The organism is Bradyrhizobium sp. dw_78 (assembly GCF_018449525.1).
Lineage (GTDB): Bacteria > Pseudomonadota > Alphaproteobacteria > Rhizobiales > Xanthobacteraceae > Bradyrhizobium.
Genome location: NZ_JAAVUS010000006.1, coordinates 260,669 through 285,095, shown reverse-complemented (window position 1 = coordinate 285,095; position 24,427 = coordinate 260,669). Strand labels below are relative to the sequence as shown.

Here is a 24,427-nt window from a genome sequence, read left to right as displayed (position 1 = left end):
CAAGACAGGATAGTCCATTCCGGACTCCTTGCCACACCTTGCCGAACTTTGGGCCGCTCCTATAATCCGGCCTATGCTTTTGGATTCCCGAAAAGAATTGACCGCATGACAGCGCCCGTAGCCATTATCATGGGAAGCCAGTCCGACTGGGAGACCATGCGCCATGCCGCCGACACCTTGGCCGCGCTTGGCGTCGCCAGCGAGAAATACGTTGTCTCCGCGCATCGCACCCCGGACCGGATGTTCGCCTTCGCCAAGGGCGCCAAGGCGGCCGGCTTCAAGATCGTCATCGCCGGAGCCGGAGGCGCTGCGCATTTGCCGGGCATGACGGCGGCGCTGACCGAATTGCCGGTGTTCGGCGTTCCCATCGAATCCAAGGCGCTGTCCGGCATCGACTCGCTCTATTCCATCGTCCAGATGCCAGCCGGGATTCCGGTCGGCACGCTGGCGATCGGAAAGGCCGGGGCGATCAACGCGGCCCTGCTCGCGGCCAGCGTGCTTGCGCTCAACGATCCCGCGCTGTCGGACAGGCTGGTAGCCTGGCGCAAACAGCAGACCGACGCGGTTGGCGAGCGCCCGGAGGAATCGGCGTGACCTCGCCACCGCAGGTGAAGCTAAAGCCCGGCGACACCATCGGCATCCTCGGCGGCGGCCAATTGGGCCGCATGCTGGCGATGGCGGCGGCCCGGCTCGGCTTGCGCTGCCGGGTGTTCTCGCCTGACCCGGATTCGCCGGCCTTCGACGTCGTGCTGAATGCGACCTGCGCGGAATATGCCGATGTCGAGGCGCTGGAACTGTTCGCCAGCGACGTCGACGTCATCACCTATGAGTTCGAGAACGTCCCGGCCGCCTCGGCAATGATCCTGGCGTCGCGCCGCCCGGTGCTGCCGGACCGCAATATCCTGGAAACGACGCAGGACCGTCTCGCGGAAAAGGATTTCGTCAGGCGGCTGGGAATCGGCACCGCCGATTATGCCGATGTCTCGTCAGTGGAGGCGCTGCGGGCGGCAATCGCTAAAATCGGCCTTCCCGCCGTGATCAAGACCCGCCGCTTCGGCTATGACGGCAAGGGCCAGGCGATCATCCGCGAAGGCGACGACCCCGACCGGATCTGGGAAGAGCTCGGCACCAAATCGGCGATCCTGGAGGCCTTCATTCCCTTCGAGCGCGAGATTTCGGTGATTGCGGCCCGCAGCGCCGATGGCCAGGTCGAATGCTTCGACGTGACCGAAAACGAGCATCGCGACCATATCCTGAAAACCTCGCACGTGCCGGCCGCGATTTCCGATGCGCTGGCGGCGCAAGCCTGCAGCATCGCCGGAAAGATCGCCGACGCCCTGCATTATGTCGGCGTGCTCGCGGTCGAACTGTTCGTGGTCTCCGGCGCTGGCGAACCCAAAATCCTGGTCAACGAGATCGCGCCGCGGGTGCATAATTCCGGACATTGGACGCTGGACGGCGCCTCGATTTCACAATTCGAGCAGCATATCCGCGCCATCGCCGGCTGGCCGCTCGGCAAGCCCATCCGCCATGGCCATGTCACCATGACCAACCTGATCGGGGACGAGATCAGCTCCTATGAAAAGTGGCTGACTGTTCCGGGCGCGACGGTGCATCTCTATGGCAAAGGGCCGCCGCGACCCGGCCGCAAAATGGGGCATATCACCCAGATCGCCGTTGATCCGCCCAAGATCGCCTGAGCGGGATCAAATTACCGCGCGGGATTTAGATAAATGCGCTTCCACAGGTGGACATTTCAGATGTGATCTGATACATGCGCGCGCTTAGGGTTAAAGGGCTGGCCTTTCGTCGCCCTCTTGCTTTACCAGAATTCCATTCCGATCCACTGAAAGAGGATGCCGCGTGCAGGTTCTCGTCCGCGATAACAATGTCGATCAAGCCCTCAAGGCGCTGAAAAAGAAGATGCAGCGCGAGGGTATCTTCCGCGAGATGAAGCTCCGCGGCCATTACGAAAAGCCCTCCGAAAAGAAAGCCCGTGAAAAGGCGGAAGCCGTGCGCCGCGCTCGCAAGCTCGCGCGCAAGAAGTTGCAGCGCGAAGGCCTGTTGCCGATGAAGCCGAAGCCGGTATTCGGCGCTGGCCCGGGCGGGGACCGCGCCGGTGGCGGCCGTGGCGGCCCAGGCGCCGGACCGCGTGGCCCGCGCTGATCGGCCGATCCACCAGGGGGTCGACCTAAGAATTTCAGAAAATTTGAGTTGAATAACGCGGGCCGAAAGCCCGCGTTATTTTTTGTCCCGATGCGTCATATGAAGAAAACGGCGTCTTAAAATGACGCGTCGCTAAGCAGCGACGTCAGCGCGAGCTGTTCCGCTTACTGCGGCAAGACCGCATGAAAAACCGACTTGGCGGCGGACAGCATGTCCTCGGCAACATTGTTATGCCGCTGCAGCGGCGTTGCGTTGTCGGCGCGCAGATCGAGCGGCTGCGGGGACGGAATGTCGGCAGGCGGCGTCGGACGGCGGGGATCGTCGTCAATCCGCGCTGCGGTCGGATAGGATTGTTGCGGCTGCGGACCGGGACCGGCCCCTGAACCGAATGCCTCACCTGCCGGCGAGGACACCATGACCGGCGGCGGAAGCGGCTGCACGGCCGGAGCCTGCGCTTGCGGGATTTGTATTTGCGGGGCCTGCGGCGCCGCCACCATACGGGAGGGAGCTTCCGGAACCGGGGCCCGGACAGCTTCCTGCGCATGCGGCGCATTTTCGTTCATGCCGCGCAGGCGTTCGATCGCGGCGCGGGCCAGATCGTTGGCGTCACGATGATCTTCCGGGGTGGCATTGACCTCGACAGCCGGGGGCGGGCTGGACGGGGCAGCGGCGGGTGCGGAGGCCGATACGGCCGGCTGAGCCGCCGGCGGCGAAGCCGTTAGCGGAATCGTCCTGATGGCGGTCTTCTCGCGCGGCGTCGGCGGCGAATGCCGGTGCGTATCGGCTGGAATGCTGGCCGTCTCTGCCGGCTTGTCCTCCAACTTCTCAGCAGACGACTTCTCAGCAGACGACTTCTCAGCCGATGACTTCTCGGCCAATGACTTCTCGGCAGACAATTTCTCAGCCGATTTTTCCTTCTCGGCCAATTTTTCAGTCGGCTTCTCGGTCGCGGACTTATCCGCGGACCTGTCGAAGATCGCCTTCTCGGAAATGCCCTTCGCCCTCACCCCGGCCTCGGGGAGATTGGACGTTTCGGCTTTCTTCGGATCCGCCGAGGATACCGCGGCAGCGACCGGCGCATCGGATGCGGGCTTCGCCGTGATATAATGATTGACGATATAGGCCCCGATGATGGTCGCAGCCACCGAGGGCAATATGTCCGAAGCAAATTTGGAAAGGTATTTCAGCATGCCGGCCACTCCCCGCGCGGGATTGATGCTGGAACTTTGAGGCACATTGAGGGATCAACTGCGACGGATCGGAGGCAATTCGTAAACGGACGTAAACCCATGCGGTTACGGCTTCAGCTCGATCTCCAGAAACACGATTTCCTGGGCGGTTTCGTTGAGCACGTCGTGCTGCACGCCGGCCTTCCGGAAATAGGATTTGCCGACCCCGAGCTGCGCCTTGGAGCGTTCCCCGCCAGGCGCCACGATGGTCATTTCGCTCGAGGTCACCGGAACGATCACGTAATCCATCTCGTGGGTGTGATGGCCGGTCGCGCTGCCCGGCGCCAGCCGCCACTCGGTGACGCGGACTTCGGGGGTATCGATCTGGACCTCGGACTTGGCGCTGAGCATCGTTACTATCCTTGTGGTCGGCTAGACCATGATCCGATCCAGTTGAATCGAACCATGACTTCATTTCTTGCCTGAACATGGGAAGCCGGTTCCCGCTGTCCTGATCAGCTTTATGGCACGAATACCAGGAACACGAATACAGCAAACACCACCAGATGGAGCAGTCCGAACAGGATGTTGGTGCGGCCGGTTCCGAAGGTGAGCATGCTGAGGATGAACGTCAACACCAGGAGCACAATCTCGCGGTCGTGCAGGCCAAGGATCAGCGTCTTTTCCAGGGTGTAAGCGGCTGCCGCCACCGCCGGAACCGTTAGTCCGATGGTCGCAAGCGACGATCCCAGCGCCAAGTTGATGCTCTTTTGCAGGTCGTTCTTGCGCGCCGCCGCAATGGCGGAGACGCTTTCCGGCAGCAGGATCAGGAGCGCCACGAGGATGCCGGCGAATGCCGGAGGCGCGCCGATCACCGCGGCGCCGGCATCGACCACCAGCGAGAATTTCTTCGCCAGCAGCACCACCGCCAGGAGCGAGATCAGCAGCAGAACGGCGCTCAGCAATACCGCGCGGGAAGAAGCCTGCGCGGTGGAACCGGCAGCGTCCCCGTCGCCGCTGATAAAATAATCGCGATGCCGGACGGCCTGGGTATAGAGGAAAACGCCGTAGAGGATGATCGTGACGACGCTGACGAAACCAAGCTGGGCCGCCGAGTAAAACGGTCCCGGCGTCGTCAGCGTGTAGTTCGGCAGCACCAGCGTAATGGTCGCCAGCACCACCAGGACGGACAGGTAAAGACCGGCGCCGGAAACCTGGAAGTCCTGCTCGCGATAGCGCAGGCCCCCCAGCAGAATGCAGACACCGACAAGTCCATTGCACACGATCATGACCACCGCAAAGACCGTATCACGCGCCAGCGTCGGCACCGCCTTTTCGCCGAGCATGATGGTCGCGATCAGCGCGACTTCGATGATGGTGACGGACAACGTCAACAGCAGCGTGCCGAAGGGCTCACCGATCCGTTCGGCAATCACCTCGGCATGATGAACGGCCGCAAACACCGTGCCGAACAGGATGACGAGCAGCACGCCCGCGAACAACAATCCGGCCGACGATAATGTGAAAGTATAGCCGGACACGGTGACGAAGACGAAAAACAGCACCGCCAGCGCAGGGAAAATCCAGGCCGATTTCGGCATCGGACCGTGCTCGCTCATAGGATCGCATCCTCAAGGCCCGGACATGAGCCGCAAGCCAACAAATAGCAGCGATCAGCCGTTCGAAGCATCAAGGAAATGGCGAGTTGCCTCGATCGCACCGTAATTGTCCAGATTGTCGTGGCCGCCTTCGGCAAACCGCACAAATTGTTTCGGCTGATGTGCGAGCGCAAACAGGCGTTCGCCAAAACCGATCGGAACCACGGAATCGCGTCCGCCATGCATGATCAGAAGCGGCGCGGTGACGGCCGTGATCCGTTCATCGGAGCGGAATTGATCCCGCAGCAGCCAGCGCACCGGCACCCACCGAAATAGCGGGCGCGCGGCCGCGACATCGGCGATCGACGTATAAGGCGCCTCCAAGATCAGCCTGGCAACCGGATGGGCCGCAGCCAGCGCCACCGCGACGCCGGTCCCGAGCGAAAATCCCCAGACCGCGATCTGACCGGCCTTGTAACGCTCGGCGACGAATGCGTAGGCCGCTGCGGCATCCTGCAACAGGCCCTGTTCGCTCGGCTGCCCGCTCGAACCGGCGTAGCCGCGATAGGACAGGGCGACGAGCCCGGTACCGTCAGAGACGATGCCCCGGAAGCGGCCGACGCTGCCGGCGAGATAATCGCCATTGCCGGGGAAATAAAGCACGACGGCGTGTCCCGGCTTTGCCGGAACGTGCCAGACGATGATCTTCTCGCCGTCGGCCGTGGTCAGGACATGTTCTTGCGCTTCGGGAAATCCGGCGGCGGCAAGCGCCGTTCGTACCCTCTGCGGGACCGGAAAAACAAATGCGCGCTGCGTGAAAAACAGCGTTGTCACCGTGCCGAGATAGCCAATCACCGCGAAAACAATGAGCCATTTCAGGACGGTCATGGCTCCTCGTGAACGGCCTCGAGCCTTGCTACATCCCCCGGCTTACATCGCCTTGACGATGTTCTCGGTCATCTTCTTGGCGTCGCCGAGCAGCATCATGGTGTTGTCGCGGTAGAACAGCGGATTGTCGATGCCGGCATAGCCCGAGGCCAGCGAGCGCTTGATGAACATCACGGTGCCGGCCTTCCAGACCTGCAACACCGGCATGCCGTAGATCGGCGATTTCGGATCGTCCTCGGCCGCCGGGTTGGTGACGTCGTTGGCGCCGATCACGAAGGCGACGTCGGCCTGCGCGAACTCCGAATTGATGTCCTCGAGTTCGAACACCTCGTCATAGGGCACATTGGCTTCGGCGAGCAGCACGTTCATGTGGCCGGGCATGCGACCGGCGACCGGGTGAATGGCGTATTTCACCTCGACGCCTTCTTTCTTCAGCGTATCCGCCATTTCGCGCAACGCATGCTGCGCCTGCGCCACCGCCATACCGTAACCGGGCACGATGATGACCTTCTGCGCGTTCTTCATGATGAAGGCGGCGTCGTCGGCGGAACCAAGTTTCACGGGACGCGCTTCGCCACCCGCACCTGCGCCCGCCGCGGCGGTTTCGCCGCCGAAGCCGCCGAGAATCACCGAGATGAAGGAGCGATTCATCGCATGGCACATGATGTAGGACAAGATCGCGCCGGAGGAGCCGACCAGCGCGCCGGTGATGATCAGCGCGGAATTGCCGAGCGTGAAGCCGATGCCGGCGGCAGCCCAGCCGGAATAGGAGTTCAGCATCGAGATCACGACCGGCATGTCGGCGCCGCCGATCGGGATGATCAGGAGCGCGCCGAGCGCCAGCGCCAGGATCACGATCAGCCAGAAATCGACCGCGCTGCCCGACATCACCAGACCGACGATGAAGAACACCAGCGCCAGCCCGAGCACGATGTTGATGACGTGACGGGCGGGCAGGATGATCGGCGCGCCGCTCATGCGTCCCGACAATTTCGCGAAGGCGATGACCGAGCCGGTGAAGGTCAACGCGCCGATGGCGACACCGAGCGACATTTCGATCAGGCTTTGCGGATGGATGCTGCCGGGCGAGCCGATGTCGAAGGCCTCCGGCGCATAGAACGCGCCGGCCGCAACCAGCACCGCGGCCATGCCGACCAGCGAATGGAACGCCGCGACCAGTTCCGGCATCGAGGTCATCGGCACCCGGCGCGCGATCACCGCGCCGATGCCGCCGCCGATCGCGACGCCGAGGATCACCAGCAGCCAGGCGATGCCGTCGGCCGGCGGATGCGAGGCGAGCGTGGTGCCCACCGCGATCGCCATGCCGATCATGCCGAAGAAATTACCCTGCCGGCTCGAGGCCGGGCTCGACAATCCCCGCAGCGACAGGATGAACAGCACGCCGGCAACGAGATAGAGCAATGCGGATAGATTGGCGTTCATGGCAACAGCCCCCTGCGCCCGTCATGCGCGGGCTCGCCCCGCGCATCCATCTGTAAGATGATATTGTGAAGCATGATGGATTGCCGGATCAGGCCCGGCAATGATGCGTCCAGTCGATGCGATTTGAGCGCGGCCATCACTTGGCTTTCTTCTTGTACATCGCCAGCATGCGCTGGGTGACGAGGAAGCCGCCGAAGATGTTCACACAGGCGAAAATCAGCGCGACGAAGCCGAAGCCGCGGGCCCAGCCGCTGCCCGAGGAAATCATGCCGACGCCGACCGCAAGCAGCGCCCCGACCACGATCACCGACGAGATCGCGTTGGTCACCGACATCAGCGGCGTGTGCAGCGCAGGGGTCACCGACCACACCACGAAATAGCCGACGAACACGGCAAGCACGAAAATCGACAGTCGGAACACGAAGGGATCGACGGCCTGCGCGATATGCTCCATGGCTTCTCTCCTGTTAACCCGTCATTCCGGGACGGCGCAACGCGCCGGACCTGGAATCCGGATATTGCAATTCAACAATAGAGATTCCGGGTTCGCTTCTTCGAAGCGCCCCGGAATGACGAAAGTCTTTGATTCGCGCACGCTCACTCACGCGCTCTTCGGCTGAAAGTTCGGATGGATGACGGCGCCGTCCTTGGTCAGCGCGGTGGCTTTGACGAGTTCGTCATCCCAGTTGACGGCAAGCGCCTTGGTCGATTTGTCGATCAGCGTCTCGATGAACGACAACAGGTTGCGCGCATAGAGGCTGGAGGCCGAGGCGGCAACGCGGCTTGCGAGATTCGGGAAACCGACGATCTTGACGCCGTCGATATCGGCGGTTTCGCCGCTCCTGACGCCTTCGACATTGCCGCCGCGCTCGACCGCGAGATCGACCAGCACCGAGCCCGGCTTCATCGACTTCACCATCTCCGTGGTGACGAGACGCGGCGCCGGCCGGCCCGGAATCAGCGCGGTGGTGATGATGATGTCTTGTTTCTTGATATGCTCGGCGGTCAATGCCGCCTGCTTGGCCTGGTACTCTTTCGACATTTCCTTGGCGTATCCGCCGGCGGTCTGGGCGTTCTTGAATTCCTCGTCCTCGACCGCGAGGAATTTGGCGCCCAGGCTTTCCACCTGCTCCTTGGTCGCGGGCCGCACGTCGGTCGCGGTGACGACCGCCCCCAACCGGCGCGCCGTGGCGATCGCCTGCAGGCCGGCGACGCCGACCCCCATCACGAACACCTTCGCCGCGGGCACGGTGCCCGCCGCCGTCATCATCATCGGGAAGGCGCGGCCGAACGCCTCCGCCGCCTCGATCACCGCACGGTAGCCGGCCAGATTGGCCTGGCTCGACAGCACGTCCATCACCTGCGCGCGGGTGATGCGCGGCATCAGTTCCATCGCGAAAGCCGAGATGCCGGCATCCGCCATCATCTTGATCGCGGCGTCGTTGCCGTAGGGATCCATGATCGCGATCACCAGCGCGCCGCGCTTGTATTTGGCGAGTTCGGAAGCCTCGGGCCGTTTCACCTTGATGACGATGTCGGCGTCCTTCACCGCATCGGCGCTGACGGTGGCGCCGGCCGCGGTGAATTCCGAATCCGGCATGCCGGACTTGACGCCTGCGCCCGGCTCGACCGCGATGTCGACGCCCAGCGCCTTGAATTTTTTCACCGTATCCGGCGAAGCCGCGACCCGCGGCTCGGACGGATCGATTTCCTTGGCAACGGCAATCTTCATGAGGCCTCCGGCGGCGCAGGGCACGCTAGCGCTATTTCCGCAAGGATGGATACCGGTTTTGCGACCGGACGCGGGCAATTTTCTAAGTTACGCCGGCAATGGCGGCGTGATCGGCAATCGATCAGGTCAGGAAAATTGCCATCATGGCGAGGATGAAGACGACGAAGGCCGTGCCGTATTTCACGAGCTTGATAAAACCTTCATAGGTCTGCTCGTGGGCCACGTAGTCATTGCCGTCGGCGGTCGTATAGGCCACTTCGCTATGCTCAGCCATTGGTGTCCCCAGTCAAAATCCCAGTGTTGCGTGGAATTACCGCAAACGCACCGGGAGGGCAACGGCGCGCAGGCCCTGCCCTGCGCTTATCGGGTTATTCGGCAGGCCAATTATCCTTGATCCAGCGGGTGAGACTTTCCTCGCTGACTTCGCCGGCCGCAAGGGAGAGGATGATGGAAGTCGACTGTGCCGGGTCCGGATTGAACGGAACGCCATTCTTGAGGAGAAAAACCATCATCGCCATGAAGGCAATACGTTTGTTTCCATCGACAAAGGCATGATTTTTGGCAAGCCTGAACGCATAGGCTGCGGCGAGCTCTGCCGCCCCGGCTTGTTCGTAACTCCACCTGTTGACCGGACGCTCGAGCGCCGATCGTAACATGTCCTCGTCGCCAAGGCCCGGCGCACCGCCAAAGCGCCGCAACTGCCGGCCATGGATTGCAACGGCCTGCTCGAAGGTAATCCAGAGCGGCTCTGTTGGCTCGCTCATTCAGGATGCCGTCATTTTGCGAGCACAGCGAGCGTGTCGCGATACCTGTCCATAATATCGTCGGCGATTTCCATGGTCCGTTCGAAATCGGGATCGTAGGGCATGGCCTGAAATCCGCCTCCGGCGAGCTCGATAATATGCAGTTCCTGCCCCCGCTTGAGGTCCAGGCGCTGCATCAACTCGCGGGGCAATAAGAGGCCATCGGAATTACCGATTTTCTTGATTTCGATCTTCATGGCCTGATCTCCTCTGAAGACAAGGGCGCGTTATACAAATGTATAACACGCCCTTCGGTCCCGTTCAACAGATGTTTTACTCGGCCAGAGCCCTTAATCCATCCCTTCCAGCTCATCGATCATCCCGGCAATGACCGACAGGCCGCCGTCCCAGAATTTCGGATCCTTGGCGTCGAGGCCGAACGGCTTGAGCAGTTCGGAATAATGCTTGGTGCCGCCGGCGGCCAGCATCGCCAGATAGCGCTCGGCGAAACCTTCGGAGGCATGTTCGTAGACCGCATAAAGCGAGTTCACCAGGCAATCGCCGAATGCATAGGCGTAGACGTAGAACGGCGAATGGATGAAGTGCGGGATGTACATCCAGAACGTCTCGTAGCCCGGCCGGATATCGATCGCTGGGCCCAGGCTCTCGCCCTGCACGCTCAGCCAGATCTCGCCGATCCGCTCGGCGGTCAATTCGCCGTTCCTGCGCTCGGTATGAACCGCGCGCTCGAACGAATAAAACGCGATCTGCCGCACCACGGTGTTGATCATGTCCTCGACCTTGCCGGCGAGCAGCGCCTGGCGCTGCTTGACGCTCTTGGTCTGCGCCAGCAGCCGCTTGAAGGTCAGCATTTCTCCGAACACGCTGGCGGTTTCGGCCAGCGTCAGCGGCGTCGGCGCCATCAACGCGCCGTTCTTCGCTGCCAGCACCTGATGCACGCCGTGGCCGAGTTCATGGGCCAGCGTCATCACGTCGCGCGGCTTGCCCTGATAATTCATCAGCACGTAGGGATGCGCCGAGGGCGTGGTGGGATGCGAGAACGCGCCCGGCGCCTTGCCGGGACGCACCGGCGCATCGATCCAGCGATCGGTGAAAAACCGTTCGGCGATCGCAGCCATCTCGGGCGAGAAGCCGCGATAAGCCGTCAGCACCATGTTCCTCGCCTCGGGCCAGGCGATGCTGCCGGTGGCCGCGAACGGCAGCGGCGCGTTGCGATCCCAATGCGCGAGCTTCTTCTTGTTGAACCAGCCGGCCTTGAGCCGGTAATAGCGATGCGACAATCGCGGATAGGCGGATCGAACCGAAGCGACCAGCGCGTCGACGACTTCGCGCTCGACGCGGTTGTTCAGATGGCGAGAATCCGCGACGTCTTGAAAGCCGCGCCAGCGGTCGGAAATCTCCTTGTCCTTGGCGAGCGTGTTGGTGATGAGCGCAAAGGTCCGCTCATTGGCCTTGAAGGTTTTCGCCAGCGCCTGCGCGGCGGCCTTGCGCTTTTCGCCGGCGCGGTCCTGCAACAGATTGAGCGTCGGCTCGATCGCCAACTCCTTCGCCCCAAGCTTGAAGCGAAGGCCGGAGATGGTCTGATCGAACAACCTGTTCCAAGCGGCGTAACCGCTCTGGGACTTTTCATGAAACAATTGCTCGACGCGGTCTTCCAGCTGGTACGGCTTGTCCTGGCGCAAATCCTCGATCCACGGGCGATAATGTCCGAGTCCGGAGGTCTGCATCGCGCGCTCGATCGCGGCATCGTCGATGCGGTTGAGCTCGAGCGGAAAAAACAGCAGGTGGATCGAAGCCGCGGTCAGCCGTTCCGAAATATCGCCGTAGAATTTGGAGATAACGGGATCGACGCTGTCGCCGGCGTGAACCAGGCCGGCATAGGATCCGAGTCTTCCGGCGAGATCGTCGATCGCCTCGTAGCGGCTGACCGCTTCGGCAAGCCATTTGCCGCCGTCTTCTGTCGCAATTTGCTCCGCAATCTTGCCTTTATAGTCCGCTTCAAACGCAACGCATTCCGCGTCCATCTTTTCGAGGTCGCGTGCGACCTCCGGCGCGTCGATGCCGGAATAGAGGTCGGCCAGGTTCCATTCCGGCAGCCTGCCGGTCTTGCCCCTGGCAGTGGCCTTCTTGGCGCCGGGCTTGCGCGAAGCGGACGGCTTGCGGAGGGTGGACAAGGAGCGCGAGGTCATCTGGGTTAAACCTATAATATGCGTTTCAAGCAAAAACGATCGTGCGAGGACGTGATGTCAACCTTTAAGAGGGCGTTAATCGGCTTCGGCGAGAGTGCCCCGATTCGAGACAGATAGTTGTAACGCCCGAGGAAAGCAAAGCCATGGCAGCCTGCATTTTGATTGCCGATGACGACGCCGTTCAGCGCCGTCTGGTCGAAAACATGGTGCAGAAATGTGGCTATGAGGCGATGGTTGCCGACGGCGGCGACGCGGCGATCGATATGCTGACCGCGCCGGACGGGCCCAATATCGACGCCGTCGTACTCGACCTCGTGATGCCAGGCCTCGATGGCATGGGCGTATTGGCAAAAATCCGTGAGGCCGGCCTGAACATTCCCGTCATCGTACAAACCGCCCATGGCGGTATTGATAATGTGGTGTCGGCGATGCGCGCCGGCGCCCTCGATTTCGTGGTGAAGCCCGCCGGTTTCGAGCGGCTGCAAGTGTCGCTGCGCAACGCGCTCAATACCAGCGCGCTCAAGGGCGAATTGCAGCGCATCCGGCACAGCCGCGAAGGCCGGCTGACTTTTTCCGATATCGTCACCCGCAGCGAAGCCATGGCGGGCGTGCTACGCACGGCGCAAAAGGCCGCCGCCTCCACGATCCCGGTCCTGATCGAAGGCGAATCCGGTGTCGGCAAGGAATTGTTCGCGCGCGCCATTCATGGCAGCGGCGAAAGGAAGGCAAAACCATTCGTTGCGGTCAATTGCGGCGCGATCCCGGACAATCTCGTGGAGTCGATCCTGTTCGGTCATGAGAAGGGCGCCTTCACCGGCGCGACCGAACGTCATACCGGCAAATTCGTCGAGGCTTCCGGCGGCACGCTGTTTCTGGACGAAGTCGGCGAACTGCCGCTCAGCGCCCAGGTCAAACTGCTCCGCGCCCTGCAGGAAGGCGCGGTCGAGGCGGTCGGCGGCCGCAAGCCCGTGAAAGTCGATGTCCGCATCGTCTCCGCGACCAACCGCAAACTGCTCGACCAGGTCAAAAACGGACAATTTCGCGAGGACCTGTTCTACCGCCTGCACGTGCTGCCGCTGACGATCCCTCCCTTGCGGATGCGGCGCGAGGATATCCCGCATCTGTTGCGGCACTTCCTCGCGCGCTTCTGCGCCGAGGAAAACCGCCTGATCACTGGCATCGACGGCGAGGCCATGGCGCTGTTGTCGCAACTCGACTGGCCCGGCAACATCCGCCAGCTCGAGAACGCGGTCTATCGCGCCGTGGTGATGAGCGAGACCGACCAGCTCGGCATCGCCGACTTCCCGCAGGCCGCCGCGCAATCGCTGGCAATGCCCGACGCCGGCCACATGACCGGCGAGCCGTTGATCATCGGCCCCGGTTCCCATTCGACGGCGCCGGCCATGATTTCAGGTAACGATATACCCATCGCTCCCCCATTGCCGTCGGCCGGCATGCTCCCGATGCTGACCGGCACCGGAGAGGTTCGACCGCTCGAAGACATGGAGAGCGAAATCATCCGCTTCGCGATCTCGCATTACCGCGGCCAGATGTCCGAGGTCGCACGACGGTTGAAGATCGGCCGCTCGACACTTTATCGCAAGCTCGACGAGGCCGAGACCGACGGCACGGCCGACAGCGCGGACAGCACCAACTGAACCGGACGCGGATACAGAGCGTTAGGCTATGGATCTCGAAATGGCCGTCCTGAACATTTTGAACCGTGGCTCGCCGGTGACAGACAAAAATCACAGCTCATGGCAAAACTACGCCATCCGCTGCGAAGCGGGGTTCCGGGAAATCGGTTCCAGATCGGTTCTAAGTCAGTTTATCGTGAGTTGTCCGCGAGGTGCTGGCTTGCATGGACAGGGCCCGTGTAACGTGTGTTGGCGTATGAATCGTTGCATGCAGGCGTACCAACCGAAAGAGGTCTGGAGCGATTCAGACGCAAACCGATGTTCTCGGCACAATGCGCCGAGAACCGATCAGGCCGGCAATTTGCGAAAGCTGAGACGGACCATTCAACAACTGTTCCCCGACGGGGCAGGCTTCACCCGAGGGGAGCGATGATGCGCGACACTGTGAACAACCGTGCGGGATTCGACCGCGTGCTGATGGCCGTGGCCGCGACCTTCCTCGCGGTATCCGCGACCTCGGCCATAACTCCGGTCATGGCGCAGGATGCGGCACACAACAATGCCGCCGAACTCGCCATCGACGCCGCGGTCCCGCGCCCCGAACCCGCCAACGTTCCGCCCCCGACCGTCAACGATTTCAAGCCCGACGTCACCGCGTCGGTGCCAGACGCAAAGGTCTCCGCACCCGACCAGACCGCGAATAAGCCCGCAGATGTCGCCACCACTCCGGTGCCCGCCGCCACACCTGCGACCGCCAACATCGATGCCGCCAAGCCTGATATGGCCAAGCCCGACGCCACCAAGCCTGAGACCGCCAAGGTCGAGCCGGGCAAGGTCGACACCAAGGCTGAACCTGACAAGAGCGACTCCGCTGCGGTCGCGCCGACGGCGCCTGCCGCGGCGACGGCAACGCCCGCTGCGCCCGCCCAAGAGCCGACCAAGGCCGCCAGCAACGTGCCGGCAGCCGATCAGCCGGTCGCCGACAAACTGCGCGACCTGTTGGGCGCGAAATCATCGCACTATTTCGAGCGCAAGGCCGAACGGGCGGCGGTCGAGAAATTCTACACGGCGCACGACTTCGCGCCGCTATGGACCCAGGGCGGCACGCTGACCGAGACCGCCAAGGGCGTCATCGCGCGGCTGAAGGATGCGGCCGCCGACGGATTGAATCCTGAAGATTACCCGGTGCCTGATTTCGCCGCGGCGACCGATCCGGACGCACGGGCGGAAGCCGACCTGAAACTGACCAGCAGCATGATGGACTATGCGCGGCAGGCGCAGAGCGGCCGGATGCACTGGTCGCAGGTCTCAGGCGATATCTCCTATCCCGAGCACCCGGTCGATCCTTCGGAAGTGCTGGCCAACGTCACCACCGCCAAGGACGCATCCGCCGCGCTCGATGGCTATAACCCGCCGCAAAAACTCTATCGCGATCTCAAGAAGAAGCTCGCCGAATTGCGCGGTCAGGGCGATGGGCCGGTGATCCAGATCGCCGAAGGCCCGACGCTCAAATTCACGCCCTCACGCAACAAGAAGCAGCCCACCGAAGTGGTGGAAGATCCGCGCGTGCCGCAACTGCGCGCCAAGCTCGGAATCACCGAGAACGCAAGCGACGATCATTATGATGCCAAGGTTGCGGAAGCCGTGCGCACGTTCCAGGAAGGTGCCGAACTCCGGCCCACCGGCATTCTCGACGACAAGACCGTCAACGCGATCAACAGCCCGAAACGGGGCAGGCAGATCGACACCGTGGTCGTCAACATGGAGCGCTGGCGCTGGTTGCCGCGCGACCTCGGCGCCCCCTCGATCGGCGACGCCTATGTCATTCTCAACATCCCCGATTACACGCTGAAGGTGATGCAGCACGGCGCCACCGTCTGGACCACCAAGGTGGTGACCGGAAAGCCAGGCGTTCACGCCACCCCGCTTCTGACGGAGACGATGAAATACATCACCGTCAACCCGACCTGGAACGTGCCGCCATCGATCGTCTATGGCGAGTATCTGCCGGCGCTGCAGCAGGACCCGACCGTGCTGGAGCGGATGGGACTGCGGCTCGAACGCAACAGCGACGGCAGCGTCCACATCTCGCAGCCGCCCGGCGACGGCAACGCGCTCGGCCGCATCCGCTTCAATTTCCCGAACAAATTCCTGGTGTATCAGCACGACACCCCGGACAAATACCTGTTCGCGAAGGAAGAACGCGCCTTCAGCCATGGCTGCATGCGGGTGCAGAATCCGGATCAATACGCCTCGATCCTGCTCAACATCACAGAGCCGAACGAGCACTACACCCCGGAGAAGATTCGCAGCATGTACGGATCGAGCGAGGTCGATCTGAAATTCCCGACGCCGATCCCGGTGAACATCACCTACCAGACGGCATTCGTGGACGAGGCGGGCAAGCTTGAGTTCCGCAAGGATATCTATGGCCGCGACGGGCTGATGTTGTCCCTGCTGCGCAACAGCAAGAACAAGGATATGGAAGCCGTGGTTGCCCATGCGCAGCCGAGCTATTCTCATCCGGTCGGCAACCTTCCGACAGGCCCCAGCCTTGCCAGCGACAACAGCTCCTCCGGCCCCTCGTTCTTCGAGCGGCTGTTCGGAGGCTCGACCCCCGCTCCGGCACCGCCGCGACCGCAGCGGCGGATCTTCACCCGCTGACCAGCCCTCCCTCCGCCACCGCGGCCGGATTTCCGTAGCAACGTCAAAGGTCTCGCCAATCGGCGAGACCGGTAATGTTAACCACCCTCCATCCTGATTTCAGCAACCGGCTCTTTTTCGCCACACTAGATGAGTTAGGTTAAAGCCTGACTTTGGGGTGGGAGCGATATCTTAACCATCCTGCCTTTAAGACTACGTTCATACTCTTTCGCCGCTCGGGACGGCGAAAGAGCTACTAAATCGGTCGTCCGCTCGATCGATCATCTTCAGGGTGGGCTCGTACGTGCTGGCTGGTTTTGCACGCCAATTCAATTCACTGTCGCTATCGAGGGCTGGATATCGGGCCGGGTATCATCTCGGCCTGACCGCATTGCTGCTGCTTCTGGGAGCCGGCTCTGTTCACGACGCGACCGCTGAAAACGAAACCCGCACCCTTTCGTTCCACCACACCCATTCCAACGAAGACCTCACCGTCACCTTCAAGCGCAACGGCCGCTATGACGAAGAAGCGCTGAAGCAGATCAACCATTACCTCCGCGACTGGCGCACCCAGGACCAGACGGTGATGGACCGCCACCTGTTCGACATCCTCTGGGAAGTCTATCGCGACGTCGACGGCAAGAAGCCGATCCAGATCATTTCCGCCTACCGCTCCCCCGCCACCAACGCCATGCTCCACCGCCGTTCTTCGGCCGTGGCCCGTTACAGCCAGCACATGCTCGGCCACGCGATGGACTTTTTCATCCCGGGCGTATCGCTTGAGCAGATCCGTTTCGCCGGGCTGCGGTTGCAGCGCGGCGGCGTCGGCTTCTATCCGACCTCGGGATCGCCTTTCGTCCATCTCGACACCGGCAGCATCCGGCACTGGCCGCGCATGACCCATGACCAGCTGGCCAGGGTGTTTCCGGATGGCCGCACCGTCCATGTACCTTCGGATGGCGTCCCGCTGAAAGGATATGAGGTCGCCCGCGCCGATATCGAAAAGCGCGACGGCGACGATCACGCAATGGTCCGGAGCAGCCCAAGCCTGTGGGACCGGTTTTTCAACGGCAGATCCAACGACGACGAGGATGAGGGCGCTCCGGCGGTCGAACAGGTCGCCGACATGACGACCAGCGGATCGGCGGACAGGTCCGCCGATGCTGTGCCGGCGCCGCGTTCAAGGCCGCGCGCATTCTCGGCTTTCCAGCTCGCCTCCGCCGACGCGCAGCTCATCCAATCCGGCAAACCGAAGCCGCCCGAGCAGGCGTCGGCCGATGCTGACGACAATGACGCGAAGCCGCAAACGCCGGCCGACATCATCAACGCCCGCGGCATCTGGGGCGATTCCGCGGCGGTGAAACAGGCGACACCCGAGCAGATCGCAGCCATCAGGGCGCGCGAGGCGGTGACATCGGCCGATCCGCAATCGACCGCCGGTATTTCCGCGGCGTTTCAGGCACTGGCCTATGCGCCCGTCGCCAATTCGCCGGTCGACCGCTCCAGGATCGTCGCCGCCACTGCGCCGATCCCGCACAGCGTCCGGCCATTGCCGCGTGACGCCGCCGGGTCGCCGGCCACCGGGATCAACAGCGTTGCTGCCAAAGGGCTGCAGGGGCAGGGAAATATCCAGGGTCAGGACGGCGTGATCGCGACGTCGGCGCGGATTGCCGCAGCCAAGGGCAACGACGTCTGGCTGCGTGCCCTGGTGCTGGCGCCGAGCACGAGCAACTCGATGTTCACGACGGTGCTGGGCGATACTGACATGACCCTGATGCGCGCTTATTTCGTCAAGCCGCAGGCCGCGGTCGCGATGGGCTTCTCGGACGATCCGCAGATGGGTCTGCTCTGCGAGCATTTCACCGGATCCGCCACCGCAAAGCTGGTGACGACGCCCTTTGTGGTGCAGACCGCCTCGCTGCATTAAAGCCCAAACCAAAAAAATATGAGAGCTTGGCTGTGATTCAATCAGAGCCGGGCTGTCATATTTTTGGTTTGACGCATTTTCTTCGCGCGAACCGGTATCCACTGCGCTCGAAAACGCTCCGGCTCAAACACACGGCAGGCAATTTGCCGGTGCTCCGCTGGAAAGGCCGTGATTAGCCTGCCGTCACAGCATTCCCAGCGCCTGCATATAGGTCTCCAGGATGGTTTCCTGCTCGGCGCGCTCATTGGCGTCCTGCTTGCGCAGCCGCACGATCGTGCGCAACGCCTTGACGTCGTAGCCGTTGCCCTTGGCTTCGGCATAGACGTCGCGGATATCATCCGAGATTGTCTTCTTTTCTTCTTCCAGCCGCTCGATACGTTCGACGATGGCCTTGAGCTGGTCTTTCGCGAATTTTGTCGCGGGCTCTTCCTTGACCGCGGCAGCAGTGGTGGCCATCGGGTACTCCTGAGTGAACTGATGATGGGGCATCGACGTCAGCGGCCCTGCCGCACGCCAACTCGTGGAACGACCCTCAAGTTTGCGGCGGCTTACGTCAAGAAAACATCACGCTCATCCACAGCGCGCCCACACCTTCCTGCATATGAAAAAGAAAGCTGTTGATCGCGGCGATCGGGCTTCCGCTTCCTCATCCTTTCGCGGCGAGGGCGGGCCGAGAATCACCGATCCCCGCCATGCTTTGCAATGAAGCAGGGCGGCGACACCTTCAGATAACGATGCGGAAAATCAGTGCCCGCTTTGGGCCTTTTTCATCGCAACCAATTGCTCGGGTGTGGCTGCACCTTGAAATTTTGACTTCCAGGTCTCGTAGGGCATGCCGTAAACCGCCTCGCGGCTCTCATCCTTGGTCATCGCAGCCCCCTTGGCGTCGGCCTCTTCCTTGAGCCAGTTGGACAGGCAGTTGCGGCAGAAGCCCGCCAGGTTCATCAGATCGATGTTCTGCACATCGGTGCGCGAACGCAGGTGCTCGACCAGACGCCGGAAAACCGCTGCTTCAAGTTCTGTTCTGGTTTTGTCGTCCATCGCCATGTCGTTCTCTCGCCATTTCACGCAAAGGATACTGGATATTAATTGGGCACTGTCACAGATTCTGCCATATGCCAGCGATACCAGAGTTCCAATAGTAGGAATTTTGGCCGCCGGCCGCCACCCGACCGTTGACAGCGCCTTCCAGCTCACGCGAGATCGTCGGAGAACGGATATAGTTTCGCTCAATGGTCGCTGACATTCCCCGACAGCCCCGCCCATCCACACGCGTCGCCGCCGGCTTGATGCCGGTGCTGGCGCTGCTGCTGAGCTGTTTGTGGAACAGTCCCGCCGCCGCGGACTTTCGTCTCTGCAATAACACCGCAAGCCGGGTCGGCGTCGCGTTGGGCTACAAGGATGCAGACGGCTGGACCACCGAGGGTTGGTGGAACGTATCCTCTCGCAGTTGCGAAACGTTGCTGAAGGGCACGTTGATCGCGCGGTATTATTACATTTACGCGCTCGACTACGACCGCGGCGGCGAATGGTCGGGGCAGGCCTTCATGTGCTCGCGCGACAAGGAATTCACCATCAAGGGCACCGAGAATTGCCTGGCGCGCGGTTTCGACCGCACCGGCTTCTTCGAGGTCGACACCGGCGAGCAGCGCGCCTGGACCGTGCAGCTCACCGAATCCAGCGAGCAGCAGCCCGCGCAGCGCCTGCCCGGGATTCCCGGAACGGTCGATCCGAATGCCCCGGGCGGCCTTCCGGGCATGTCGGGTCCGCCGGGCACGGTCCCCAGCCTGCCCAACAGCCCGGGCGGAACGCCGCCTCCGGGCACGCCCGGTCCGCCGCCCGCCGCTGCGCCTGGAAACAAGCCATGAGACGCCTGCGCCGCATCAAGATCCTGGCTACGCTCGGACCGGCATCGTCCGACAGCGCAATGATCCGGCGGTTGTTCGAAGCCGGCGCCGACGTCTTCCGCATCAACATGAGCCACACCTCGCACGACAAGATGCGCGAACTGGTCAAGACCATTCGCGGCGTCGAGAGCAGCTATGGCCGGCCGATCGGCATCCTGGTCGATCTTCAGGGGCCGAAGCTGCGCCTGGGTTCGTTCGCGGAAGGCGCGATCCAGCTCAACAATGGCGAACGCTTCGTGCTGGATTCCGATAAGACGCCGGGCGACAATACCCGCGTCCAGCTTCCGCACCCTGAAATTCTCGCCGCCCTCAAGCCGGGCCACGCGCTGCTGCTCGACGACGGCAAGGTGCGTCTGATCGCCGAGGAAACCTCGCCCGAGCGCGCAGTGACCCGTGTCGTGATCGGCGGCAGGATGTCGGACCGCAAGGGCGTCAGCCTGCCCGACACCGATCTGCCCGTCTCCGCCATGACGCCAAAGGATCGCGCCGACCTCGAAGCGGCGCTGGTCACCGGCGTCGACTGGATCGCGCTCTCCTTCGTGCAGCGCGCCGAAGACGTCACCGAGGCCAAGAAACTGATCCGCGGCCGGGCTTCGGTGATGTCCAAGATCGAAAAGCCGCAGGCGATCGACCGGCTCCCCGACATCCTGGAAGCGTCCGACGCCCTGATGGTGGCGCGCGGCGATCTCGGCGTCGAATTGCCGCTGGAGCGGGTGCCGAGCCTGCAGAAGCAGATGACGCGGCTGGCGCGGCGCGCCGGCAAGCCGGTGGTGGTCGCGACGCAAATGCTGGAATCGATGATCCAGAGCCCGGTGCCCACGCGCGCCGAGGTCTCCGACGTCGCCACCGCCGTTTACGAAGGGGCGGATGCGATCATGCTGTCGGCGGAATCCGCCGCCGGCAAGTTTCCGGTCGAGGCGGTATCGACGATGAACCGGATCGGCGAGGAAGTGGAGCGCGACCCGACCTACCGCGGTGTGCTCAACGCGCAGCGCGCCGAGCCGGAGCCGACCGTCGGCGACGCGATCGCCGACGCCGCGCGGCAGATCGCCGAGACGCTCGATCTGTCCGCGATCATCTGCTGGACCAGTTCCGGATCGACCGCCTTGCGCGTCGCGCGCGAGCGGCCAAAGCCACCGGTGGTGGCGATCACGCCCAATCTGGTCACGGGACGCAGATTATCGGTGGTCTGGGGCGTGCATTGCGTGGTCGCGGAAGATGCCCAGGACCAGGACGACATGGTCAACCGCGCCGGTTCGATCGCGTTTCGCGACGGCTTCGCCAAGGCCGGGCAGCGCATCATCATCGTCGCGGGCGTGCCGCTCGGCACTCCCGGCACGACCAACATGGTGCGCATCGCCTATGTCGGCCCCAACACCGACGCCGATATGTAAGGCAAAGGTCTTGCGGCCATCCGCCGTCATTCCGGGATGGTGCGTTAGCACCAGACCCAGAATGACTTCAGCATTCAACTTCAGAGCAACGTCGCGGCCAGCGTGATCTTGGTGTTGAGCAGTTTCGACACCGGGCAGCCGGCCTTCGCCTTGCCCGCCAGTTCTTCGAATTGCTCCTTGGTGGCACCCGAAATTTTCGCGCTCAGGGCCAGATGCACCGAGGTGATGGCAAAGCCATCGGCCACCTTCTCGAGCGTGACGTCCGCCTTGGTCTCCATATGCTCGGCGGTGAGCTTGGCCTCGCCGAGGATCAGCGACAGCGCCATCGTAAAACAGGCGGCGTGCGCGGCCCCGATCAATTCTTCCGGATTTGAGCCGGGCTTGCCTTCGAAACGGCTGGCGAAGCCATAAGGATAGTCATTCAGCGCACCGCTCTTGGTCGAGATCGCGCCCTTGCCGTCTTTGATGCCGCCCTGCCATTTGGCGGATCCTGATGTCGTTGGCATTTATCGCTCCTTCCAAAGCGTTTTCGAGCGAAAGCCTGCCCCGGACTTGGATAGCGAAGTGGCTTCCAGTTCGCATGCACAAAACGCGCCAAACTAAAAGAGGTAAACTCCGGTTCTGGTTCCATCAGAGCCGAAAGGCTCCAACGTTTGACGGATCGCCGGCTTCACAGCGAGCTCGCCATCTTAACGGGATGGATGCGTCAAAGCGATGTCATCGGCCGTTGCCTTTTACGCACCGACCAACACTTTCGCCGGCATCGCCGCCTGCACCACCAGGCCGCGGGCGCGGGCATCCATCACGCCGACAGCGCGCAGGGCCAGGAGTGTGACGGTCTGAACGGCGTCACGCAATTTGGCCTGATCATCCAGATTGTCCGGGGCCAGCGGCCCGACCAGGGCTTCATGCAGCGCGCCAAGCAACGCGGTGGCGGCAACGGCGGTGTCCTGTGCCGGAAGATGTCCGGCGCGGACCGCAGCCTCGATCCGGGTTGCAATCTCGCCGGCGATCTCGCGCCGGCTCGCCAGCCGCGAGGCGGTGACGTCGACATCGACCGGCTCAGCCAGGATGCCCCAGGCGAGCTTGCGCTGCGACAGCACATGCACAGCGACCGTGGTCACGGCCGCTGCCAGGGCCGAGGACGGTCCCGGCGCCGCATCCGCCGCGCGGCGGATCGCCGCCAGTTCGTCGCGCGACACGTCTGCGATCAGTTCCGAAATCAGGTCTGCCTTGGAGGGAAAATAGCGGTAGACGGTGCCGGCCGCGACATTGGCCCGGACCGCAACCGGCGCGATCTGGACCGCGGCCATTCCCCCGTCGGCCGCGGCATGGCGCGCCGCCGCCAGAATAGCACTTCGCCGCGCCGCAAGGCGCTTTACCACCTGATGAGTTCGTCGATAGACCATGTGACGCGTTTCCCGCCCCTGTGCGCAAGGCCGGACGGGTCCGACCATGCAGCGCCGCTTTCGATGATTTTAGCGATCTGGAACAAATCGCCATGAAGAACTGAACAACTATTCAGGCGAAATGACAAGATGCAAAGGTGGGCAGATTTGAAGGGGGCGCTTCAATGCCTTGTGGTCCGCGTCCGGCTCATTCGGCTGCCATTGGATGCAACGACCGCATGCCAGATCCTTCCCGCGAAGAACCAAATGACATCCGTTTCCGCAATGCTCTCGACCACTCCAGGGCACGGTGATCGACCGGAAGAAAAAAGACACTGGCGAGGAATGCAAGGCAAATCCCGGCGACGATCGCGCTGAGGCGCGATAATTCCAGCCCGATCATGCCGTTCAACAACAGGAACAAAGCCGCTGACGGTCCAAACAGGACTGGCCAGTGAATCAGATAAAGCGGGAACGACAATTTGGACCGCGCGATCAACCACGGCGTGGACAGGAAACTTCGCGCAGCCTCAAGATTGATGATTCCAACCAGCACCAGGATCGCACCGAACGTCTTCTGCTGCATCGGCGCGAACTGACCGGGAAACAACAAATAGGTTGGACTCGAGCAGAGCATTCGCAGCCATTCCGGTTGCCAGATTTCAGCGAGCACGCACCAGAAAACGCCGAACGCGATACAGAACACCGGCAACAGCTTGCTGGCCGGAGCGGGCCTTTCAGCGCATGAGAATGCAGCCAGAAGGTGACCGACGAAAAAACAGAGGTAAGCACTGCGTGCCGTAAAGATCGTGCCCAACAACAGGGCCGACCACCACAAGGCGCGTGATCGCCGGGCGCACCAGCAGAGCATGAGCACGATCATCGAGCCGTAAAACTCGATGCTCAGCGTCCACAGCGGCGCCACGAAAGATTGATCGACCGCCTGCTGCCACGGCGCCAGGAACGCGACGCCAGGCAATCCACGATAACCGAGGAACAAAGCGTTGACGGTACCGTCCCTGATGACCGAAAGCACCGAAACCTCTGCGTTCCATTGGCTCGCAAACCAGGCCGAACCGGTAAGTTCGCCGGCCTGCACGTTGGGCTTGCCAAACGCCAGCATCACCATCGCGGCCACCGACACCGCGGCAGCAGCCGGCAGGCCGAGACGGACGATCCGGCCCAAGATTTGCGGGATTGGCGTGGCTGGATTCCGCTCGAATGAACGAGTCAAAACGTAACCGCTGAGGGCAAAGAAAATATAGACCGCCGAGTAGCCGTCATAAATGAAATATAGCGGCGACAGGTGAACGTATGCTGCGACGGTTGCGGTTGAGGGGAGTGAATAGACCAGGTCCGGAGCAAACGCGGCCAAAAAATGCAGCAGCAAAACCTGCAAAGCGGCAAGGCCTCTGATCGATTCCAGATAAACGATCCGAGATTCTTGCCGCACGCTCTGATCCGCAACCACGCCCCGCTCAATGGCCTGCATGGTGGCATTCCTTCGGAGGGCTGCTTTGGTCTGGAGCAATTGCCGAAATCGACGCGGCCACGCGACATCCTTCCTCGCGCACTGTTCAGT

General features: G+C 62.4%; 25 protein-coding genes. 8 read left to right on the top strand and 17 right to left on the bottom strand.

Going from position 1 to position 24,427, the window contains the following annotated elements; genetic code table 11:
• Positions 1–105: 105 nt before the first annotated feature.
• The 3 genes from purE (at position 106) to rpsU (ending at position 2,166) form a co-directional block, all read left to right on the top strand.
• Positions 106–594, top strand: coding sequence for a 5-(carboxyamino)imidazole ribonucleotide mutase (purE, locus tag HB630_RS17685; protein ID WP_213773547.1), 489 nt, complete (start codon positions 106–108; stop codon positions 592–594).
• A complete protein-coding gene (locus HB630_RS17680; RefSeq protein ID WP_213773546.1) occupies positions 591–1,700 on the top strand; it encodes a 5-(carboxyamino)imidazole ribonucleotide synthase in 1,110 nt (369 codons plus the stop codon). The genes purE and HB630_RS17680 overlap by 4 nt, the downstream gene beginning before the upstream one ends.
• Before the next feature lie 163 nt (positions 1,701–1,863).
• Positions 1,864–2,166 (top strand): 30S ribosomal protein S21, encoded by a 303-nt coding sequence (rpsU, locus tag HB630_RS17675; RefSeq protein WP_212363904.1) that lies wholly within the window; start codon positions 1,864–1,866, stop codon positions 2,164–2,166.
• Positions 2,167–2,330: 164 nt separating this feature from the next.
• Here rpsU and HB630_RS17670 read toward each other — a convergent pair whose 3' ends face one another.
• The 12 genes from HB630_RS17670 to HB630_RS17615 all read right to left on the bottom strand — a co-directional run bounded on the left by HB630_RS17670 (position 2,331) and on the right by HB630_RS17615 (position 11,949).
• The gene (locus tag HB630_RS17670; RefSeq protein ID WP_213773545.1) at positions 2,331–3,356 is read right to left on the bottom strand and encodes a hypothetical protein; all 1,026 of its coding nucleotides are present in this window, start codon (positions 3,354–3,356) and stop codon (positions 2,331–2,333) included.
• A 105-nt stretch (positions 3,357–3,461) separates the two neighbouring features.
• The gene (locus HB630_RS17665; protein ID WP_213773544.1) at positions 3,462–3,746 is read right to left on the bottom strand and encodes a cupin domain-containing protein; all 285 of its coding nucleotides are present in this window, start codon (positions 3,744–3,746) and stop codon (positions 3,462–3,464) included.
• A 110-nt stretch (positions 3,747–3,856) separates the two neighbouring features.
• Positions 3,857–4,954 carry an ionic transporter y4hA gene (locus tag HB630_RS17660; RefSeq protein ID WP_213773543.1) on the bottom strand — a complete coding sequence of 366 codons (1,098 nt, stop codon included), beginning with the start codon at positions 4,952–4,954 and terminating at the stop codon, positions 3,857–3,859.
• A 54-nt stretch (positions 4,955–5,008) separates the two neighbouring features.
• Positions 5,009–5,821 (bottom strand): alpha/beta fold hydrolase, encoded by an 813-nt coding sequence (locus tag HB630_RS17655; protein WP_213773542.1) that lies wholly within the window; start codon positions 5,819–5,821, stop codon positions 5,009–5,011.
• Between the two features lie 42 nt (positions 5,822–5,863).
• Positions 5,864–7,264, bottom strand: coding sequence for an NAD(P)(+) transhydrogenase (Re/Si-specific) subunit beta (locus HB630_RS17650; protein WP_213773541.1), 1,401 nt, complete (start codon positions 7,262–7,264; stop codon positions 5,864–5,866).
• Entirely contained in the window at positions 7,261–7,401 is a 141-nt protein-coding gene (locus HB630_RS17645; RefSeq protein WP_213773540.1) for a hypothetical protein, read from the bottom strand. The genes HB630_RS17650 and HB630_RS17645 overlap by 4 nt, the downstream gene beginning before the upstream one ends.
• Positions 7,401–7,718 carry a proton-translocating transhydrogenase family protein gene (locus tag HB630_RS17640; RefSeq protein WP_213773539.1) on the bottom strand — a complete coding sequence of 106 codons (318 nt, stop codon included), beginning with the start codon at positions 7,716–7,718 and terminating at the stop codon, positions 7,401–7,403. The genes HB630_RS17645 and HB630_RS17640 overlap by 1 nt, the downstream gene beginning before the upstream one ends.
• A 147-nt stretch (positions 7,719–7,865) precedes the next feature.
• Positions 7,866–8,996: a Re/Si-specific NAD(P)(+) transhydrogenase subunit alpha gene (locus tag HB630_RS17635; protein ID WP_213773538.1), complete on the bottom strand. Its 1,131-nt coding sequence runs from the start codon at positions 8,994–8,996 to the stop codon at positions 7,866–7,868.
• A 121-nt stretch (positions 8,997–9,117) separates the two neighbouring features.
• Positions 9,118–9,270 carry an aa3-type cytochrome c oxidase subunit IV gene (locus HB630_RS17630; RefSeq protein ID WP_213773537.1) on the bottom strand — a complete coding sequence of 51 codons (153 nt, stop codon included), beginning with the start codon at positions 9,268–9,270 and terminating at the stop codon, positions 9,118–9,120.
• Between the two features lie 94 nt (positions 9,271–9,364).
• Positions 9,365–9,760: a type II toxin-antitoxin system death-on-curing family toxin gene (locus HB630_RS17625; protein WP_213773536.1), complete on the bottom strand. Its 396-nt coding sequence runs from the start codon at positions 9,758–9,760 to the stop codon at positions 9,365–9,367.
• An 11-nt stretch (positions 9,761–9,771) separates the two neighbouring features.
• Positions 9,772–9,996: an AbrB family transcriptional regulator gene (locus tag HB630_RS17620; RefSeq protein WP_213773535.1), complete on the bottom strand. Its 225-nt coding sequence runs from the start codon at positions 9,994–9,996 to the stop codon at positions 9,772–9,774.
• A 93-nt stretch (positions 9,997–10,089) separates the two neighbouring features.
• The gene (locus HB630_RS17615) at positions 10,090–11,949 is read right to left on the bottom strand and encodes a M3 family oligoendopeptidase (protein ID WP_213773534.1); all 1,860 of its coding nucleotides are present in this window, start codon (positions 11,947–11,949) and stop codon (positions 10,090–10,092) included.
• A gap of 143 nt (positions 11,950–12,092) precedes the next feature.
• On the opposite strand from HB630_RS17615, the gene HB630_RS17610 reads away from it, so the two are divergent.
• The 3 genes from HB630_RS17610 to HB630_RS17600 all read left to right on the top strand — a co-directional run bounded on the left by HB630_RS17610 (position 12,093) and on the right by HB630_RS17600 (position 18,156).
• Complete coding sequence (locus HB630_RS17610; protein WP_213773533.1) at positions 12,093–13,607, top strand: sigma-54 dependent transcriptional regulator; 1,515 nt, start codon at positions 12,093–12,095, stop codon at positions 13,605–13,607.
• A 411-nt stretch (positions 13,608–14,018) separates the two neighbouring features.
• Positions 14,019–16,250: a L,D-transpeptidase family protein gene (locus HB630_RS17605; RefSeq protein ID WP_213773532.1), complete on the top strand. Its 2,232-nt coding sequence runs from the start codon at positions 14,019–14,021 to the stop codon at positions 16,248–16,250.
• A 283-nt stretch (positions 16,251–16,533) separates the two neighbouring features.
• Positions 16,534–18,156 (top strand): DUF882 domain-containing protein, encoded by a 1,623-nt coding sequence (locus tag HB630_RS17600; RefSeq protein WP_346656107.1) that lies wholly within the window; start codon positions 16,534–16,536, stop codon positions 18,154–18,156.
• Positions 18,157–18,339: 183 nt separating this feature from the next.
• Here HB630_RS17600 and HB630_RS17595 read toward each other — a convergent pair whose 3' ends face one another.
• Together HB630_RS17595 and HB630_RS17590 are read right to left on the bottom strand one after the other, a co-directional pair.
• Positions 18,340–18,612, bottom strand: coding sequence for a DUF2312 domain-containing protein (locus tag HB630_RS17595; RefSeq protein WP_213773530.1), 273 nt, complete (start codon positions 18,610–18,612; stop codon positions 18,340–18,342).
• A 288-nt stretch (positions 18,613–18,900) separates the two neighbouring features.
• Positions 18,901–19,203 carry a DUF1244 domain-containing protein gene (locus HB630_RS17590; protein ID WP_213773529.1) on the bottom strand — a complete coding sequence of 101 codons (303 nt, stop codon included), beginning with the start codon at positions 19,201–19,203 and terminating at the stop codon, positions 18,901–18,903.
• 185 nt (positions 19,204–19,388) lie between these two features.
• Between HB630_RS17590 and HB630_RS17585 the strand changes: the two genes are divergently transcribed.
• A complete protein-coding gene (locus HB630_RS17585) occupies positions 19,389–20,024 on the top strand; it encodes a DUF1036 domain-containing protein (RefSeq protein ID WP_213773528.1) in 636 nt (211 codons plus the stop codon).
• The gene (gene pyk / locus HB630_RS17580) at positions 20,021–21,457 is read left to right on the top strand and encodes a pyruvate kinase (protein ID WP_213773527.1); all 1,437 of its coding nucleotides are present in this window, start codon (positions 20,021–20,023) and stop codon (positions 21,455–21,457) included. The genes HB630_RS17585 and pyk overlap by 4 nt, the downstream gene beginning before the upstream one ends.
• A gap of 80 nt (positions 21,458–21,537) precedes the next feature.
• On the opposite strand, the gene HB630_RS17575 is transcribed toward pyk, so the two are convergent.
• The 3 genes from HB630_RS17575 to HB630_RS17565 form a co-directional block, all read right to left on the bottom strand.
• Positions 21,538–21,963, bottom strand: coding sequence for an OsmC family protein (locus HB630_RS17575; RefSeq protein ID WP_213773526.1), 426 nt, complete (start codon positions 21,961–21,963; stop codon positions 21,538–21,540).
• Positions 21,964–22,191: 228 nt separating this feature from the next.
• Positions 22,192–22,866: a TetR/AcrR family transcriptional regulator gene (locus HB630_RS17570; RefSeq protein WP_213773525.1), complete on the bottom strand. Its 675-nt coding sequence runs from the start codon at positions 22,864–22,866 to the stop codon at positions 22,192–22,194.
• A gap of 187 nt (positions 22,867–23,053) precedes the next feature.
• Positions 23,054–24,337, bottom strand: a complete 1,284-nt coding sequence (locus tag HB630_RS17565) for an acyltransferase (RefSeq protein ID WP_213773524.1) — start codon at positions 24,335–24,337, stop codon at positions 23,054–23,056.
• Between the last annotated feature and the right edge of the window lie 90 nt (positions 24,338–24,427).